Raw genomic sequence first — 17,853 nt, forward strand, 5'->3', positions numbered from 1 at the left:
GCCCGCCCCCGCGGTCAGCATGGTGGAGGCCCCGCCCCGGGGCGTCGGCAGGCTCCGGCAGGGACGGAAGGACTGCTGCCCATGCGCTACGAATTCCGGATCACCGGTCTCGTCTCCGAGCCGATGTCCCACGCCTTTCCGGAACTCGACACGGCACCCGTGTACCGGCAGACCCTCTTCTTCGGCACCGTCACCGACGAGGCACATCTGTACGGCCTGCTCAGCCGGTTCCGGGACCTGGGCCTGCGCGTCGAGGAAATGCGGCGCCTTCCCGACTGACCCTTCCGGGCTCTCCGGACGGACCCTTCCGGACCAACCCCTTCCGGCTTGGCCGGCGGCCGACACCGCCGCAGCAGCAAGGAGGAAGCATGGACCCCACCGCCCCGGCCCCGGACAACCGCGGGGGCCGTGCCGAGGACCGCCCGCTGACCGCCCAGGAGCGTGCGGATTACGAGCGGCTGCGCAAGCACGCCGACGTACGCCACCGGCGCCTGCGCTACACCGGCGCATCGATCCTGCTCCTGCTGGCCCTCCTGCTCTCCCCGGTCGCCGTCGTTTCCGCCTGGCTGCACAACACGATCTCCGACCAGGACCGCTACGTGCAGACGGTCGCCCCGCTCGCGGAGGACCCCGCGGTGCAGAACGCGGTCACCGATCGGCTCACCAACCGGATCGTCTCCAACATCGACGTCAAAGCGATCACCGAGGCCCTCCAGCGCGCCCTCCAGCAGGCGGACGCGCCGCCGCTGATCGTGGAGAAGTCGGAGGCACTCGAAGGCCCCCTGAAGAGCGCCATCAGCTCGGCCGTGCGCTCCGTGGTGAACCGGCTGGTCACCAGTGACCAGTTCGAGACCGTGTGGATCGAGGCCAACCGGCGTGCCCAGGCCGCCGTGGAGAAGGTGCTGACCGGCGAGGGCTCCAGCGCCGTCCAGGCCAGCGGCGACACCATCGTCCTGAATATCGGCACCCTGACCGACGAGCTCAAGCAGCGCCTCGTCGACGCCGGCTTCGAGAAGGCCTCCGCCATCCCCGAGGTGGACAAGCAGATCCCGCTGCTGCAGACCGAAAAGCTCAACAAGGCCCAGGACGCCATGCGGCTGCTCAATGTCGTCGGCGTGTGGCTGCCCGTCGTGGTGCTCGTCCTGGCCGCCCTGGCCATCTGGGCTGCTCCGGCGCACCGCGTGTGGCTGATGGCCACCGCCATCGGCCTGTTCGTGATGATGCTGGTCCTGCTCGTCGCCCTGGCCGTGGCCCGGCGCATCTACCTCGACTCGGTGCCCCCGGCCACCCTGCCCCCGGACGCGGCCGCCGCCGTCTACGACACCCTCGTGCGCTTCCTGCGGCAGAGCACCCGTACGCTCCTGGTCCTCTCCGTGGTCACGTTCGTCGCCGCGTACCTCTACGGTCCCGGACGCGGCGCCCGGTTCGTACGCAAGGGCGCCACCCGCTCCACCGGTGCCGCCGGACGCTCCCTCGAACGCATCGGCCTGCGCACCGGAACCACCGGCCACTGGCTGGACGAGCACCGGAAGTGGACGACCGGCATCGTGATCGGAGCGGGCGCCCTCACCCTGCTGCTCTGGAACTACCCCACGCCGGGAGTCGTGGCCCTGGTCTTCGGCATCGTCATCGTCGTCCTGGTCATCCTGGGCATCCTCGCGGCCGCCCCGGGTGACACCCCCCGCCGCGGCACCGGCGGAGGCGAGCCGAAGCACGGACCCGGCGTCAGCGCCGGATGAACCTGCGCGGAGCGCGGGCCCGGCTGGAGCGCTTCACGGCGCCCTTGGAGCAATTCATGGCCCGCCTCCTCGAGGTGTACCTCTGGGAGAGCGCGATCAGGTTGGCCGCCCAGACCTTCCTGGCCGCACTCCCCCTTCTCATGGTGGTGGCGGCCTTCGCGCCGCCGAGCCTCCAGGACCTGATGGCCGACTCGCTCAGCGCGGTCCTCGGCATCAAGGGCCAGACCCTGCAGGAGGTGCGCACCACGTACAACGCGAGCGGCTCGGTCCGGGACGCGACGGGATCCGTCGGCATCCTGGTGGCGCTGCTCTCCGCGACGGCACTGAGCCGGGCACTCCAGCGGGTGTGCGAACGCTGCTGGAAGCTGCCCAAGGCCGGCCTCCGCAACGCGGCCTGGCGCTGGCTCGCCTGGCTGGTGGTGTGGCTGGTGGTGCTCTTCTGCCAGGCGCCGCTCCGCAGCGGCTTCGGGGTCGGCGGCGCACTGGGGGTCCCGCTCTCCGTGGTGGTGTCCGTCCTGCTGTGGTGGTGGACCCAGCACCTGATGCTGTGCGGGCGGATCGCCTGGGTCCAGCTGGTGCCCGGAGCCCTGATCACCGGCCTCGCGATGGTCGTGGTCGGATACGCCTCCGAACTCCTCATGCCGGCTGCCATGCAGCGCGGATACGAGGAGTTCGGCCCGCTCGGACCCGTCTTCACCCTGCTCAGCTGGCTGATCACGGTGTTCGTGGTGGTCGTGGTGGCGCTGACCCTCGGGCAGTGGGCGGGCACCTCGGCCTGGTACGGGCGGCTCTCCGGGCGGTTCACGGAGCGGTCCGCGGAGCGGCTCTCCGGGCGGTTCACCCGCCGGGGGTGATCCGGCCGCTGCGCTTCCACGGCACAGTCGAATCCGGCACCCGTGCGCGGTGCCCAGCCCTCAAGGAGGACGAGATGGACGGTCTCATGCCGCTGGCGTACGACTATCCGCTGCTCGGGGTGTTCTGGACCACCCTCGTGATCTTTCTCTGGGTCCTGTGGTTCTTCCTGCTGTTCAAGATCATCATGGACATCTTCCGTGACCATGAGATGGGCGGCTGGGGCAAGGCCGGCTGGCTGATCTTCGTGATCATCCTGCCCTTCCTCGGAGTCTTCGTGTACCTGCTGGCCAGGGGCAAGGGCATGGCCCAGCGCGACATGAAGGACATGAGGGACCAGCAGCAGATGATGGACTCCTATATCCGGCAGACCGCCGGAACGCCCGGGCAGAGCCAGGTGGACCAGCTCGCGAAGCTGTCCGAGATCCGCGCCAGGGGCGACATCACCGACGAGGAGTTCCAGGCGGCGAAGGCGCGCATCCTCTCGCAGTGACGAGGGGTACGTCCCGCCGACGGGGCCGGCGCGCCCCCGCTCCGTGAACCGCGCGCCACCGAACCGGAAAGCCGAGAGCCATGACATCGACGACACCGACGCGCAGCAGTGCCGAAGGGCGGCACCCCTTCGCCAGTGGCCTGGTCGTGTTCGCGGCCGTGCTGCTGATCGTCTTCGGAGCCCTGGACTTCTGCCGCGGCATCATGGGGATCGTCCGCGACGAAATCTTCGTCACCACCCCCAACTACGTGTTCAAGTTCGACCTGACGACCTGGGGCTGGCTGCACCTCATCTTCGGCGCGTTCGCGGTCGTCGTCGGCCTCGGGCTCCTGAGGCCCACGACATGGGCCCGGGTCGGAGGCATCGGCCTGTCGGCCCTTCTGATCATCATCAACTTCCTCTCCCTCCCCTACTACCCGTTCTGGGCCATCCTCTCCATCGTCATGTACGCGGTCATCATCTGGGCCCTGTGCGTGACGAAGGCCCCGGAGAGCTAGGCCGGGTCCGGACGGCCGGGCCGACCACGTCGCGGTGGAGGCAGCGATGGACGATTACCCCCTGCTCGACGCCTTCCTGACCATGCTGTGGTTCTTCCTCTGGATCCTGTGGCTCTTCCTGCTGTTCCGGATCCTCGGGGACATCTTTCGGGACGACACCATGGGCGGCTGGGGCAAGGCCGGCTGGACGGTGTTCGTCTGCGTGCTGCCCTTCCTGGGTTGCTTCGTCTACCTGATCGCCCGCGGCCGCGGGATGGGACAGCGGGAGATCCGCCGGGCGCGGGACCGGGAACTCGCGTTCCGGGCCTACGCCCGGCCGACGGCCGACGACCCCGTGGCGGCCGCCACCACCAAGGCGGAGCAGCTGGCCAGGCTCGCGGGAATGCACAACCACGGCGACCTCACGGACGCCGAGTACGAACAGGCCAAGGAGAGGATCCTGGCCCGCTGAGGAACGCCCGGCTGCCCCGGACGACGATCGACCGCCCGGGATGGAGTGAAACGGGACCGGTCCAGGCCCTGGCCGGAACCGGTGCGGATGCGCGAGGATCACGCCCGCACCTGCCACCGCTCCATCACGGGAGAATGCTTATGGCTCGCCGCATACCCCGCGGCCTCGTCGCCGCGGCCACCGCCACCGTGGCGCTCTGCACCCTCGCCGGCCCGGCCTCCGCGCAGCCCGCGGACACCGGCACCGGCACCGGCTCCGCCACCGCGGCGCCCCAGGCCCGGCTCTTCATGGTCAACCCCGTCCAGTCCTCCGGCGACCAGTCCCTGGCCGATGCCAAGGACGCGGACGGCGCGGTCCCGGCGTCCGCGTACACCGCGGCCGCGCTGCGGAACCTGGACGGCAGCGGCACGCTGTCGGGCAGGTGGGCGCAGGTCCGCTCGGACACGGGATCCTCGGCCCGCCTCGCCGACGCGGCCGGGTACGACCGCCACGACGACCAGTTCGAGCAGGTCATGGCCTACTTCTGGGTCAACGAGGCCCAGGAGTACCTGCAGGGCCTGGGCTTCGGCAGCGAGCTGCCCGGAGCCAACGACCGCGCACAGCCGGTCCGGATCAACCAGTGGGGCTCCGACAACTCCTTCTTCACCGACAAGAAGGCCGAGATCCGCTTCGGCAAGGGCGGGGTGGACGACGCCGAGGACGCCGAGGTCATCGTCCACGAGTACGGCCACGCCGTGCACCACGCCCAGGTGCCCGGCTTCGGCACCACCGCGGAGGCGGGCGCGATCGGCGAGGCGTTCGGCGACTACCTGGCCGTCGCCGTCGGCTCGCACGCCGCCGCACGCTACGGGTGGCCGGTCAAGGCCGACCCCGCCTGCGTCGCCGACTGGGACTCCGTCCCCTACAGCGAGGCCCCCCACTGCCTGCGGCGCATCGACGGGACCAAGGTGTACGCCGACCGCACCGGGGAGGTGCACGCGGACGGGGAGATCTGGTCCCGGGCGCTGCTCGACATCCGCGGGGCACTGGGTGCCCGGACCGCCGACCGAGTCATCGTGAACGCGCAGTTCGGCTTCCGCCCCGACACGAGCTTCCGGGACGCCGCGCTGACCACGATCGCCACCGCGCAGCGCATGTACGGCCCCGCCGCGGCCGCCGCCGTCCGCGAGGCGTTCAGGGCGCGGCAGATTCCCGGGATCGGGTAGGGCGGCGCGGCGGCGGTCCCGGACCGGTCAACACCCCCGTGCGGAAAGGCGGTTGCCCCGCACGGCCGACCGGGGGTCCGGGGCCGCCGGGGCCGGCCGAGCGCGTACCGGCGCGTTGCCGGTGCGCGGGTGCGCTGACCGGGTGAAACGTACGCCGGGCGCACCGGGCCCTCCGGCCGCCGGGCGGAGGGGAAAGGCCGAGCTGGGAGGGGGCGCGAGCGCTCCGGCGGGGCCGTACGGGCCCGTCCGGCGCGCCCGTCCGGCCCGTGTGCGGGCACTAGCCTCCCGGAGAGCTCGACGCCCCGCCGCCGACGGCGCGCACCCGTTCGACCGACCAGGAGCCACCACCGTGACGATCACCGCGACGACCTCCGAGACGTCCGTACTGACCCGCAAGCTCCGGCACATGTTCGGCCTGCTGGACGCCGACCGGGACGGCTTCCTCACGGCCGGTGACCTGCCCGCGGTCGCGGACCGGCTGGCGGAGGCCTTTCCCGCCGATCCGGAGAAGGTCCGGCGGTTCCGGACGGCGCTCCGGCGGATCTGGGACGAGCACCTCCGGCACATGGACGGGAGCGGAGCCGGCCGCATCGACCCGGAGGCGTACGAGCGCGGGGTGCGCGCGGCCACCGCCGCCACCCCGGAGGCGTTCCTCTCGGCCCTGCACGAGGCCGCGGCTGCCTGGCTGGCCCTCTGCGCCGCGGAGGGCAACGGCACGGTCGGCCTCGCCGAGTACACCCGGCTGGGGCAGGCCGCCAACGAGATCGCCCCGGAAGCACTGAAGGAGGCCTTCGAGCGGCTGGACCGCAACGGGGTCGGCTGGCTGGAACCGCAGGAGTTCCACGCGGCCGTCATCGAGTTCTTCACCAGTGACGACCCCGAGGCCGACGGGAACTGGCTGTACGGCCCGCTGCCGCCGTACGGGCCGCTGTAGTCGTACGGCCCGCTGCCGCCGTACGGGCCGCTGAGCCGTACGGGCCACCAAGAGAAGGCCGCCTCCGGACCCCGCTTCCAGCCGGGCCCCGGAGGCGGCCTTCGGCGTTCCCGGGAGCTCCGCCCGGTGCTTTTACCCGGCGCTTACGGGTGCGTCAAGTCCCGAGTTTCCGGCACATGACCCGGGTGTGCCCCCCGGGGCTTACTTGTGGTGCGGGCCTCACCGGAAAGGAAAACCCGAAAGGGAAATCCCGAAGGAACCCGGAAGGGAAATGAGGCTCAGCGAAATCCCGGAAAACCGGGGCAATGAATACTCACCATAGGTAGGAGAAAGTCATGAACCGCAAGATTGAGACCACGCAGGCCGTCCGTCCCGCCAAGCGCCGCGGGTTCCGCCTGGCGACGCTGGTCGCTTCGGCTGCTGTGATCGGCGGAGGAGTCCTCCTCCCGGCGTCCATGGCGACCGCGGCTCCCGTGCCGGCCCACGTGGCCACTGCTCTCCCGCAGGCCGGCGGTGCCGGTGGTGACGGTGGGGACGGCGGCGGCGGTGGCCTGGTCGGCGGCGGTGGCGGCTCCGGCGGCTCCGGTGGCGGCAGCGTCCTGGGCACCGGTGGTGCGGGTGGCAACGGCGGCAACGGCGGCGACGGCAAGCTCGCCGGCGGTGGTGGCGGCGGCGGTGGCGGCGGCGGCGAGGGCAAGATCGGCGGCGCCGGCGGCAACGGCGGCAACGGCGGCAAGGGCCTCTTCGGCGGCAACGGCGGCGGCGGCGGTGCCGGTGGCGACGGCTGGCTCATCGGCGGCAAGGGCGGCAACGGCGGCAAGGGCGGCTTCGGCGTCTTCGAAGGCGGCAGCGGCGGCAAGGGCGGCAAGGGCGGCTTCGGCGGACTCATCGGCGGCCTGGGCGGCAACGGCGGCGCCGGTGGCGGAAGCATCTTCTGATCCGCACCACGCCTGACGGGTGGAGGTCCTCGGGGGCCTCCACCCCCCACCCCCTCACTTCTCGTTCCCCATGCTCCATCCCGCACATCGACTTCTTTGCTCACGACAACGGAGAACCCCCATGTTCACGAATTCCTGGCAGCGTCCGCTCATCCTGGCGGCGGCCTCCCTGGCCTTCGTCGCCGGTACGGCCTGCGCCGCGAACGCTTCGGAATCCCACGCCCCGACGGGCACCGGCGCCTCGGCCATGGCCTCCTCGTTCTGCGGCAAGGGCGGCGAAGGCGGCAAGGGCGGAGAGGGCGGCAAGGGCGGACAGCCCGGCCAGCCGGGCGAGCCCGGCAAGCCCGGCGGGATCGGGTGCTTCCGATTCGGCGACCTGCCCGACAAACCGAAGGACAAGCTGACGCTGGCGGACAAGGTGCAGATGGTGATGATCATGCTGGCCGACGGTTCGGACGAGATGAAGGAACGGATCGCCGACAAGTACAAGGTCTCGACCGACCAGCTCGACACCTGGAAGCAGCAGTACATGGACGGCAACTGGTTCGCCCTGATGGACGACAGCAGCAACCCGTTCTGCCCCTGAGGCACCACGACGGAAGAACAGGCACAAGAAAGCTCGGGGACGGGGGCCCGACCGGTCGGTGACCGGCCGGGCCCCCGTATTTCACCACCACGTATCGACCGCAGTCCTCTTGCACATTCCGGAAAGGGAGAATCCCATGCGTGCGCGCTCTTGGAAGTTCCGTCTCGGTCTCGTCGTCTCCTCGGCCCTCATCGGTGCCGGCTCGATGGCATCCGTGGCCACCGCGGCGCCCGCCGCACCGGCCGTGACGGGGCAGGCGGCCCCCGCTGCCGCCGCGCCGCAGCTCGGCTCCGCGTTCGGCAGCGGTGACGGCAACTCCGCCGGGAAGTGGATCGGCGGCGGCAAGATCGGCAGCGCGGTCAGCGGTCTCAAGTCGGGCAAGGGCGGCGTCACGGTGGGCAACGGCACTGTCAACGTCGGCGACCGGGTCTGCGCGGGCAACTGCACCGGTTCCGTCAACGGCACCAACGGAAGCAGCGGCGGGGTCTGCGTGGGGCGGTGCGACGGCAGTGCCAACGGCGGCAACGGCACGAACGGCGTGCCGGGCGGCAACGGCACCAACGGCGGCAACGGCGGCGTGTGCGTGGGACGGTGCCACGGCAGCGTCAACGGCGGCAACGGGGGCAACGGCGGGAACGCGCTCCCCGGCGGCGACGGCGGCAACGGCGGCCGGGGCGGGGACGGCGGCATCTGCATCGGCTCCGGCTGCCAGACCAGCGGTCGCGGCGGCAACGGCGGCAGCGGCGGCAGCGACGAGGACTGACCCCCGTCTCCGCACGGCCCACGGGCCTGTCACACGACCGGCGCCCTTCGCGGGGCGCCGGTCCGCGTGGCCCGGCCCGTGCGGCCGTGCGCGCCCATAGACTTCAGGCAGGGAAGGGGGCGGCTGATGGCCACGGCATCGAACCCGAGCCGGCGCGCGGGCCGGCCCTCCGACCTGATCGGGAAGCAGATCGCGGGCTACCGGGTCGAGCACATGATCGGCCGCGGTGGCATGGCCGTCGTCTACCGGGCGAAGGACCTGCGACTGGACCGCACCGTGGCGCTCAAGCTGATCGCCCCGGAGCGTGCCCGCGACGACACCTTCCGGCAGCGCTTCACCCATGAGTCCCGGGTGGCCGCGAAGATCGACCACCCGCACATCGTGCCCATCTTCGAGGCCGGCGAGACCGACGGCATCCTTTACATCGCCATGCGCTACGTCTCCGGCCTGGACCTCCGCGCCCTGCTGGACCGGGAGGGACCGCTGCCCGTGGCCACCGCCCTGCGCATCGCCGGCCAGGTGGCCTCCGCGCTGGACGCCGCGCACGGCCACGACCTGGTGCACCGGGACGTCAAGCCGGGCAACATCCTGGTCGCCGCGGGCACCGACAGCGATCACCCCGAGCACGTCTACCTCACGGACTTCGGCCTGACGAAGAAGGCCCTGTCGCTCACCGGGTTCACCACCGCCGGCGAGTTCGTCGGCACCCTGGACTACATGGCGCCGGAGCAGATCTCCGGCCGCCCGGTCGACGGCAGGTGCGACCTCTACAGCCTCGCCTGCGTGGTCTACGAAACCCTGGCCGGCGGGCCGCCCTTCGAACGGGACGAGGACGTGGCGCTGCTGTGGGCGCACCAGTACGACCAGCCCCCGCCGCTGACCGGGCGGCGTCCGGACATCGCGGGCGCCGCCGACGGGGTGCTGGCGAAGGCCCTGTCGAAGGTCCCCGAGGACCGTTACGGCTCCTGCCTGGAATTCGTGGCCGCCCTGCGTGCCGCCACCGGGTACCGCAACGGCCGGTCCGCCGAACCGCCGCGTCCGCAGGCCCCGCCGCCGGACCCCCCGGCCTGGGCCGCCCCGGTCTTCCGCGGGTGAGGACCGGACCTCCGGCCCCTCCGAGCGCCGCGAACCCTCCGGACACCTCCCCTGTGACGCGCCTGTGACAGTCGACGGACACCGTCATGACGTCGCGCGGCCAGTCTTTTGAGCAAGGACATAAACGGACATTCCGTTACATGTCACTCTGCTTTCGAAGGCGCGAGCAGTGATGGCCGATCCGATCCGTCGGAGGATTCCCATGAGCCTCACCCTCACCACGCCGCAGGTCGAGACCCCCGCCACCCCGCTGGCTCCCCGCGAGCAGGAGGCCCTGCGACACATCGCCGCCGGGTGCACCTACCTGCAGACCGCCCGGAACATGGGCCTCTCGAAGCACACCGTCGACGCCTACCTCCGCCGCATCCGGACCAAGCTGGGCATCAACACCACGGCCGAAATGGTCCGCCTGGCCATCTCCCTCGGCCTCTGACGGCACCGGGCCCCCGACGGCACGACACGGGCCGGCGCCCGCTCCCCCCGGAGCGGGCGCCGGCCCGTGTCGTGCCTCGTCGTCCGGCGGTCAGAACCCCTTCAGGGACTGCTCGGCCCAGATGGTCTTGCCGATCGGGGCGTGCCGGGTGCCCCAGCGCTGGGCGAGCTGGGCGACCAGCAGCAGCCCCCGCCCTCCCTCGTCGAAGGTCCGGGCCCGCCGCATGTGCGGAGCGGTGCTGCTCGCGTCGGAGACCTCGCAGATCAGGGTGCTGTTCTCGTGGATCAGCCGCAGCTGGACCGGCGGCCGGCCGTACCGGATCGCATTGGTGACCAGCTCGCTCACCAGCAGCTCGGTGACGAAGGAGGCCTCCTCCAGCCCCCAGGCGGTGAGCTGGTCGGTGGTGTTCCGGCGGGCCTGGGCGACCTCGGACGGATCCGAGGACAGGTCCCAGACCACGACCCGGTCGGCGTGCAGGGCCCGGGTCCGGGCGACGAGCAGCGCCACGTCGTCCTCGGGACGGTGGGTCAGCAGGGCCGCCAGCACCCGGTCGCAGACCGTGTCCAGCGTGGCGGCGGGCCGGGTCAGCGCCGAGAACATGGTGTCCAGGGCCTCGTCGATGTCGTGGTCGCGGGCCTGGAGCAGGCCGTCGGTGTACAGGGCGAGGATGCTGCCCTCGTCGAGGTCGACGTCGACCGTTTCGAACGGCAGGCCGCCCAGACCCAGCGGCGGGCCGGCCGGGACGTCCAGGAAGTACACGGAGCCGTCCGGGGAGACCACCGCGGGCGGCGGGTGGCCGGCCCGGGCGACGGTGGCGCGCCGGGTGACCGGGTCGTACACCACGTACAGGCAGGTGGTGCCGATGCCGCCCGCGGCGTCCCCGGCGGTCTCCCGGTCCGCCTCGTCCGCGGACAGGTGGATGATGAGGTCGTCGAGGTGGGTGAGCAGTTCATCGGGTGGCAGGTCGACGTCGGCCAGGGTACGGACCGCCGTGCGCAGCCGGCCCATGGTGGCGGCGGCACGGATGCCGTGGCCCACGACGTCGCCCACGACCAGCGCCACCCGCGCCCCGGAGAGCGGGATCACGTCGAACCAGTCGCCGCCCACGCCCGCGTCGGTTCCGGCGGGCAGGTAGCGGTAGGCGATGTCCAGCGCCGACTGGTCGGGCAGCGTGTGCGGGAGCAGGCTGCGTTGCAGCGTCATGGTCGTGGTGTGCGACCGGTGGGTGCCGTGGGCGGCCGGGGTCTCCGCCGACTCCGCCGTCTCCTGGCCCGCGCGGGGGCTGTCCAGGGTGTTGACCCGGGCGTCGTCGCCCTCCTGCAGCAGCAGCTGCGGCCCGTTGCCCTCGGCCCCGGGCCGGTCGTGCGCGGTCAGGCACACGGCGTGCGCCCGTCCGTCCGTACCGCGCAGCGGGTCCAGCGAAGCCGTCCAGCCGTAGGCGCCCGTACCGGCGGGGCGAACGAAGGCCTCCATGTGCTGGGGCTCCCCGGTCTCCAGGGCCAGGCGCATCCTCCGCTCGGTCTCGTCGCTCACCGGATCCGGGGCGATCTCCGGAAGCCGCAGGCCGCGCATCTCGGCCTCGGTCAGCCCCAGCGTGTGCTCCATCCGGGAATTCGCCCGTACCAGCCGCAGATCGGTGTCGAAGATCGCCTGGAAGCAGGGGGACTGGGTGAACGCCCATTCCTTCAGCGGTTCGCCCGGGGGCGTTCCGGGCTCGCCCGTCACCGCGGACACCAGGAACCACTTGGCCGTGCCCCCGGAGGAGGTCCAGCGGTGGGCGAGCAGCGCCACTTCCACCCGGCGGCCGTCCCTGTGGCGCAGTGCCACCGTGCCGCTCCACCGCTCCTGTCCGGGCGGGACGGCGGGCTCCGGCCCCCCGGCGGGCCGCTCGCCGTCGACACCGTCGGCCAGCAGCCGGCCGGCGGGCAGGCCCACGACCTCGGAGGACTCGTAGCCGAGGAGGCGCCGGGCGTCATCGCTCCACTCGGTGACGATGCCCTGCTCGTTGACGGTGGCCGTGGCCGTGTACGCCGACCCGTGCGGGACGTCCGTCTCCTCCGGCCGCTCACCCGGAGAGGTGGGAAGTCGCTCCATCGCCGCTCATCTCGCCCTCGATCGTCTCCAGCCGCTGTCCCACGGGACCCGCACCGCCAGGGGCTCCACTCACCAGCATGATCCGGCGGGCCACGGAGCACCAACGCAGTGCTGCGCGAGGACGAGCGCCGGGACCGGTCCTCCCGCCCGCCACACCATCGCGCGGCGCCGTCCGCCCGGGGCCGGCCTGCCGCCAGGCGGGCAGGGCCCGAAGTGCCCGATCACCGTGACGTCGGTGGCGTGACCCGCGCGGACCGCTGTTCGGGGACGGCTGCGCCGTCGCCGCCGCTGTCGCTGTCGCCGTCGCCGTCTGCGAGGGCGCCGGCGATCACGGCCGGGGCATCGGGCCGGTGCGCGGGGAGGGTGGCGGCGAGGCCGCTGAGCAGGGTCACCTGCTGCTGGACCAGCCGGAGCAGCTCGTTCATCAGGCCGTTCACGGGGTGGCCCGCCCGAGGGCTCGCCGGATGGCTCACGGTGTCGTGCGTCGAGTGGTTCATCCGGTTGACCTCGTTGACGTGGCTGATGTGGCTGACGTGGTTGACCTGGTTGAGCTGGTTCATCGGGGTCTCCACGGAGGGGTCCTGCCGTGCGGCGCGAGCGTCGGGCACCCAGTAGGAGCGGCCGTCGAGGCCCGCGACCGGCAGGTCCAGCAGGCGGCGGTCGTCCTCGGGGACCAGGGCGCGCGGGTCGACGGGCACGCCGAGGACCGCCAGCCTGGCCAGGGCCCGGACGAAACCCAGGGCACCGTCCGGCGCCTCGTCGAGCGGGACCACCTGGACGTCCTCGTGGCCGTAGAGGATCCGCTGGACCGAGCTGAGCAGCGAGCCACCGCCGTTCACCTGGAGGAAGACCCGGGCTCCCTGGCCGTAGGCGGTGCGGACGGCATCGCCGAAGTGGACCGGCGCGGAGGCGTGCCGGGCCCACAGCTCGCGCAGTTCCTCGGGGTCCGTGCAGACCCGCGCGTTCACCGACGAGACGAACGGCAGGCCGGGAGTGCTGATCGGGCGTTCCGCCAGACCCGCACGCACGGTCTTCTCCACGGAGGCCAGCAGCGGCGAGTGGAACGCGCCCGACACCTCCAGCGCGGCGGTGACGATACCCGCCGCGGCGCAGACCTCCCGCAGGGCGGCCAGCCCCCGCGGGGTGCCGCTCACCACGACCTGCCGCTGCTGGTTGAAGCAGGCGAGCCACACGTCGTCGATGCCGTCGAGCAGCCGGCGGCAGGTCTCCTTGTCGGTCTGCACGGCGAGCATCCCGCCGCGCAGGCCGCTCTCGGCCTCGCGGAGGGCGGCGCCCCGGTGGACCAGCAGCCGGACGGTGTCCTCGCCGGTGAGTGCTCCGGCCGCCGCGGCCGCCGCGAACTCCCCGACGCTGTGGCCGAGGGTGAGGTCCGGGGTGACCCCGCAGTCGGCGAGGAGACGGGTGGCGGCGATCTGGACGGTGCCGAGCACCGGCTGGCACACGTCGGTGGCGGTGAGCCGCCGCCTGAGGTCGTCGGAGTCCCCGAAGGCGGCCGCCGCCCGGCTGTACAGCAGGTCGGCCGGGTCGAGTCCGGCGTCCCGCAGGGCCACCGCGCTCAGCGCGCCGACGGTCTGCCGGAACCCGGGGAACCGCTCGTACAGGTGCCGCATCATGCCCGGCCGTTGGCCGCCCTGGCCGGGGAAGAGGAAGGCGATGCGGCGCCGTGCGGCCGGCAGGGGGGCGTCGGCGGCGAAAGCGCCTTCGCCGAGGTCCCCCCGGGCGCCGTCCTGGAGCTGCCGGCGGGCGCGCCGCAGCCGTTCGGTGAACGCGGCGGTGCCGGTGGCCACGATCGCCAGCCGGGTCCTCAGCGGCTCGCGCGAGCCCAGGGTGTGGGCCAGCGCGGTCAGCGGCGTGCGGGCGTCCGCGTCCAGTACGTCGAGCAGCTCGCCGATGTGGCGGTCCAGCTGCTCCGCACTGCCGGCGGAGAGCAGGAGCAGCTGCGGCGCGGTCCCTGCCGTGCGCACCGGGGGTCGGGTGACGGCCGGGCCGGGCTCCTCCTCCAGGACCACGTGCACGTTGGTGCCGCCGAACCCGAACGCGCTGACGGCCGCGCGCCGCGGGGTGCGCCGGCCGGTGTCCGGCCAGGGCAGCACGGTCCCGGCGAAGCGCAGGCCGGCGGCGGAGACGCCCAAGTCCGGGTGGGGGACGGTGGCCGGCTGCGGCACGATCGTGCGGTGGTGGACGACCAGCGCCGCCTTGATCAGGCCGGCGATGCCCGCCGCGGACAGCGAGTGCCCGATGAGGGCCTTGCCCGCGCCCAGGTAGCACAGCGCCGGGTCGTCGTCCGGGTACTCGGTGCGCAGCCGGCGCAGCGCCTCGATCTCGGCCCGGTCGCCGACGGCGGTACCGGTGCCGTGGGCCTCCAGGAAGTCCACCGAGGAGGGGGCGACCCCGGCGTCCTCGTAGGCGCGGAGCATGGCGCGCAGCTGGCCCTCGGGGGTGGGGACCAGCGGTCCGGGGGAAGCGCCGTCGTTGGCCGAGCCGATGCCCTTGATCACGGCGTAGACGCGGTCCCCGGCGGCGAGCGCGTCGGCGAGCGGGCGGATGACGACGGTGCCCGCGCCCTCGCCGAGGACGAACCCGTCGGCCGCCTCGTCGAAGGGGCGGCACACCCCGTCGGCGGACAGCGCGCGGAGCCGGGAGAAGCCGACCAGGCCGTCGGCGGTGAGGCTGAGGTACACACCGCCGACCACGGCGATCCGGCAGCCGCCCTGGCGCAGCTGGGCCACCGCCTGGTCGAGGGCGACCAGGGAACCGGAGCAGGCCGAGTCCACGGCGAAACTGGGGCCGCCGAGGCCGAACCGCCGGCTGACCGAACCGGCCGCCATGTTGAGAAGGCTCCCCGGCAGGGTGAAGGTCTGGACGCTGCCGTACGGGCCCGCCTGCGCCCGGACGGCCTCGGCACCGCCCGGGTCGTCCGACGGGTGCACCGCGTCGGCCAGGGCCATGGCCCGCAGGGGCGCCGACATCAGGTCCTTGTAGTCGGAGACCGACACGCCGACGAAAACGCCGGTGCTCTCCCGGTCGAAGTCGCCACGCCCCAGCCCCGCGTCGTCGAGCGCCTCCCGGGTGACGTCGAGCATCAGCCGGTGCTGCGGGTCCATGGCCCGCGCGCGGGCGGGAGGGATCCCGTGGTGCAGGGCGTCGAAGCGGTCCACCTCGTCCAGGAAGGCGACCTGGTCGGTGTACGAGGCGTTGGCAGCCGACGGGTCGCCCGGCGCGTGGAAGGGCTCGTGGTTCCAGCGCTCGCGGGGAACGGCGGAGAACTGCCGCTCCCCGCTCTTCAGAAGCTCCCAGTAGGCGCGGACGTCGGGGGCCCCGGGGAAGCGGCAGCCGAGTCCGGTGATGGCGATGTCGCCGACGTTGCTGATCTCGCTCATGACGGGTCTTCCTTCGGGTCGTCGGCGGTGGCCGCCGGCCGTCAGCGGTGGGCGGGGGAGAGGACGGGCGGAGGCACGGAGAGCAGGGCCGAGGTCGGGCACGGTCCGGCGGCGGCCGACGGAGGGCCGGTGGCCGGGCGCGGCACCAGGGGGGTCGGCAGCAGCAGGCTGCGCGTGCACCAGAGCAGCACCGCGAACGCGGTGAGGGGGATCAGGGAGAGGGCGAGCTGCTGGGCGGTGCGCGACCAGGGCGCGGTCAGCGGCACGGCGGAGAGCAGCGCCGACTCGCCGTGCCGGAACCCGCCCTCGGGCCCGTGGATCACGGGCAGCGCCCGGTCGTCGGGGGTGGCGAAACCGGCGTGCGGGAACGGCAGGGTCGCGCGTGCGGCAGAGGCCGCCGCGGCGCTGAGGACGACGAGGAACACGAGCGCGGCCAGGAGCGCGGGCCGGGGACGACGGGTGGCGAAGCCGCCTGCGCGACGGAACATCGGGTGCCTCCGGAACGGGTGGCGAATCGGCCCTGCTCTTGCGCAGGACGGTCGATTTCCACCGTGCCGGGAGGTCGACCGGGGCCGTAGCCCCGGCTATTCGTCACTTGACACGCGCGTCGGGACTACTCGTTGCCCGGCTGCTGCTGGTCTTGCTGTTGGTCTTGTTGCTGGTCCTGCTGCTGTTGCTCCTGCTGTTGGTCTTGCTGCTGTTCCTGTTCCTGCTGCTGATCCTGCTGCTGGGGGGTTTCGGCGGGCGGCTCCGCCGGGGGCGCCTCGGTGCGCTGCTCCTCCGTGCGGGGGGCTTGCGGCGTGGGCGTCTGGCGGTCGGGAGCCTGCGTCGTGGGCGCCTGGGGCGCCGGGGTCTCGGCCGGTGCCTTGGTGGTGGCCGGCGCCTGGGTGCGCGGCACCTCGGAGGTGGGTGGCCGGTCCGTCGGCGCTTGGCTCGACGGTGCCTGGCTGGTGGGCGCCTGGCTCGTGGGCGGCGGGGCGGGGGAGGCGGGCCGGGATTCAGTGGGAGAGGGCTCCTCCGTGGGCTCCTTGGCGGGGGAGGACTCCTTCACCGGGGTCTCCGTTGCCGGGGTCTCGGTCTTTGGGGTCTCCGTCTTCGGGGTTTCGGCGGGGGAGGTCTCCTTCAGCGGGGTTTCGGTGCTGGGCTTCTTGGTGTCGGTGGGGGTTCTCGTGCTGGGCTTCTTGGTGTCGGTGGGGGTTCCCGTGCTGGGCTTCTTGGTGTCGGTGGGGGTTCCCGTGCTGGGCTTCTTGGTGTCGGTGGGGGTTCCCGTGCTGGGCTTCTTGGTGTCGGTGGGCGTTCCCGTGCTCGGCTTCCGGGTGTCGGTGGGGGTCCCCGTGCCCGGTGACTTCGTGTGCGTGGGGGATTCGGTGCCGGTCGGCCCGGTGTCCGTCGGCCTGGTGTGGGGCGGCCGGGTGGGCGTGGCGGGTTCCTCCGGCGGCCACTTCGTCGGCGGCAGCGGCCAGTGCTGTCGCGGCGGTGTCGTCTTCCTGTCGTGTGCGCCGTTGTGGTCACCCGCGTGCCGGCTGACCCACTGCTTGTCCTTCTGGTCGAGGATGACGAAGGTCTTGATCGGCTGGGGCGCGCGGTTCACCACCACGACGTTCTGCGGCCGGTACCCGGGCCAGGAGGTCCCCTTCTGCTCGGGCGTGCCCCGCTGCGCGACCGCCCGTGTCAGCGGGTTGCCGCAGGCGCACCGCACCTTCGGCTCCCCGTGGTTGTCCACCAGTACGGCCGTACCGGCCTGGAGCACCGACTGGTAGCTGGTCGCGGCGCCGTTGCGGAAGCCGTGGTTGGTGACCCTGGTGTCCGACCGCAGTTGTACGGGCGTCAGCGAGCGCAGATAGCCGGGAACGCCGGTCGCCTGGATGCCCAGGACCGCGGCGAACGCCCGGTTCTTCCCAGGATCGGCGTTCAGATAGCCGATCTGCTTCTCCACGTCGCAGCTGGCGGTGTTGCGGCTCCCGCCGTAGAGGCCGGGCTCCGATCCCGTGACGCTCGCGAGGGCGGCGGCCCTCGTCGGCACGGCGTGGGGCTGGGCAGCGGGCAGCGCCGACGTGGTGTTGGCCGTCGACGGGGTGAAGGCATCGGGCCCCGAGGTGTTCGTGGGCTGGAGGATGACCTCGCCGGCCACGGCCGGGCTGCCGTCCGGGCGGGTGAGGACGACGGCCAGGACCACGGCGGCCACCACCGCGGTGGTGACCGTGGCGATCCGGGGCACGGAACGCCACCAGCGGCCGTGCTCACCGTTTCCCGAAGGCCCCCCGGGCCCGCCCGCACCGCCGGATCGCCCGCCCGTACCGCCGCCGCCGGTGGGCGGCGGAGGTGGCGGTGGTGGCGGCGTCGCAGAGGGCGGGGGAGGCGGAGGCAGAGAC

Annotated in this window: 17 protein-coding genes; 13 read left to right on the plus strand and 4 right to left on the minus strand. The window is 72.8% G+C overall.

The features are described from left to right. The first annotated feature begins 81 nt into the window (after window positions 1-81). The 13 genes from AC067U_RS18655 (at window position 82) to AC067U_RS18715 (ending at window position 9,986) form a co-directional block, all read left to right on the plus strand. Complete coding sequence (locus AC067U_RS18655; protein ID WP_478830811.1) at window positions 82-279, plus strand: hypothetical protein; 198 nt, start codon at window positions 82-84, stop codon at window positions 277-279. A gap of 89 nt (window positions 280-368) precedes the next feature. Further along, window positions 369-1,739, plus strand: coding sequence for a hypothetical protein (locus AC067U_RS18660; protein ID WP_478830812.1), 1,371 nt, complete (start codon window positions 369-371; stop codon window positions 1,737-1,739). A gap of 56 nt (window positions 1,740-1,795) precedes the next feature. After that, window positions 1,796-2,593, plus strand: a complete 798-nt coding sequence (locus AC067U_RS18665) for a YhjD/YihY/BrkB family envelope integrity protein (protein ID WP_478830813.1) — start codon at window positions 1,796-1,798, stop codon at window positions 2,591-2,593. A 74-nt stretch (window positions 2,594-2,667) separates the two neighbouring features. Continuing rightward, entirely contained in the window at window positions 2,668-3,084 is a 417-nt protein-coding gene (locus AC067U_RS18670) for an SHOCT domain-containing protein (protein ID WP_478830814.1), read from the plus strand. A gap of 80 nt (window positions 3,085-3,164) precedes the next feature. After that, the gene (locus AC067U_RS18675) at window positions 3,165-3,581 is read left to right on the plus strand and encodes a DUF7144 family membrane protein (protein WP_478830815.1); all 417 of its coding nucleotides are present in this window, start codon (window positions 3,165-3,167) and stop codon (window positions 3,579-3,581) included. A gap of 46 nt (window positions 3,582-3,627) precedes the next feature. Next, entirely contained in the window at window positions 3,628-4,032 is a 405-nt protein-coding gene (locus AC067U_RS18680) for an SHOCT domain-containing protein (RefSeq protein ID WP_478830816.1), read from the plus strand. A 140-nt stretch (window positions 4,033-4,172) separates the two neighbouring features. After that, entirely contained in the window at window positions 4,173-5,237 is a 1,065-nt protein-coding gene (locus AC067U_RS18685; RefSeq protein ID WP_478830817.1) for a M4 family metallopeptidase, read from the plus strand. Between the two features lie 349 nt (window positions 5,238-5,586). Further along, entirely contained in the window at window positions 5,587-6,171 is a 585-nt protein-coding gene (locus AC067U_RS18690) for an EF-hand domain-containing protein (protein ID WP_478830818.1), read from the plus strand. Window positions 6,172-6,506: 335 nt separating this feature from the next. Next, on the plus strand, window positions 6,507-7,109 hold the full coding sequence (locus AC067U_RS18695) for a hypothetical protein (protein WP_478830819.1): 603 nt from the start codon (window positions 6,507-6,509) through the stop codon (window positions 7,107-7,109). A 121-nt stretch (window positions 7,110-7,230) separates the two neighbouring features. Then, window positions 7,231-7,695: a hypothetical protein gene (locus tag AC067U_RS18700; protein WP_478830820.1), complete on the plus strand. Its 465-nt coding sequence runs from the start codon at window positions 7,231-7,233 to the stop codon at window positions 7,693-7,695. Between the two features lie 136 nt (window positions 7,696-7,831). Beyond that, window positions 7,832-8,458 (plus strand): hypothetical protein, encoded by a 627-nt coding sequence (locus AC067U_RS18705; protein WP_478830821.1) that lies wholly within the window; start codon window positions 7,832-7,834, stop codon window positions 8,456-8,458. A gap of 126 nt (window positions 8,459-8,584) precedes the next feature. Then, a complete protein-coding gene (locus AC067U_RS18710; RefSeq protein ID WP_478830822.1) occupies window positions 8,585-9,553 on the plus strand; it encodes a serine/threonine-protein kinase in 969 nt (322 codons plus the stop codon). Window positions 9,554-9,755: 202 nt separating this feature from the next. Beyond that, the gene (locus AC067U_RS18715) at window positions 9,756-9,986 is read left to right on the plus strand and encodes a response regulator transcription factor (protein ID WP_478830823.1); all 231 of its coding nucleotides are present in this window, start codon (window positions 9,756-9,758) and stop codon (window positions 9,984-9,986) included. 90 nt (window positions 9,987-10,076) lie between these two features. Here AC067U_RS18715 and AC067U_RS18720 read toward each other — a convergent pair whose 3' ends face one another. The 4 genes from AC067U_RS18720 to AC067U_RS18735 all read right to left on the minus strand — a co-directional run bounded on the left by AC067U_RS18720 (window position 10,077) and on the right by AC067U_RS18735 (window position 17,699). After that, window positions 10,077-12,080, minus strand: a complete 2,004-nt coding sequence (locus AC067U_RS18720) for an ATP-binding SpoIIE family protein phosphatase (RefSeq protein WP_478830824.1) — start codon at window positions 12,078-12,080, stop codon at window positions 10,077-10,079. 221 nt (window positions 12,081-12,301) lie between these two features. Then, a complete protein-coding gene (locus AC067U_RS18725) occupies window positions 12,302-15,481 on the minus strand; it encodes a type I polyketide synthase (RefSeq protein ID WP_478830825.1) in 3,180 nt (1,059 codons plus the stop codon). A gap of 41 nt (window positions 15,482-15,522) precedes the next feature. Further along, window positions 15,523-15,969, minus strand: coding sequence for a hypothetical protein (locus AC067U_RS18730; protein ID WP_478830826.1), 447 nt, complete (start codon window positions 15,967-15,969; stop codon window positions 15,523-15,525). A gap of 125 nt (window positions 15,970-16,094) precedes the next feature. Beyond that, window positions 16,095-17,699: a DUF6777 domain-containing protein gene (locus tag AC067U_RS18735; RefSeq protein WP_478830827.1), complete on the minus strand. Its 1,605-nt coding sequence runs from the start codon at window positions 17,697-17,699 to the stop codon at window positions 16,095-16,097. Window positions 17,700-17,853: the final 154 nt, after the last annotated feature.

It is taken from the genome of Streptomyces sp. NPDC043853 (assembly GCF_056436025.1).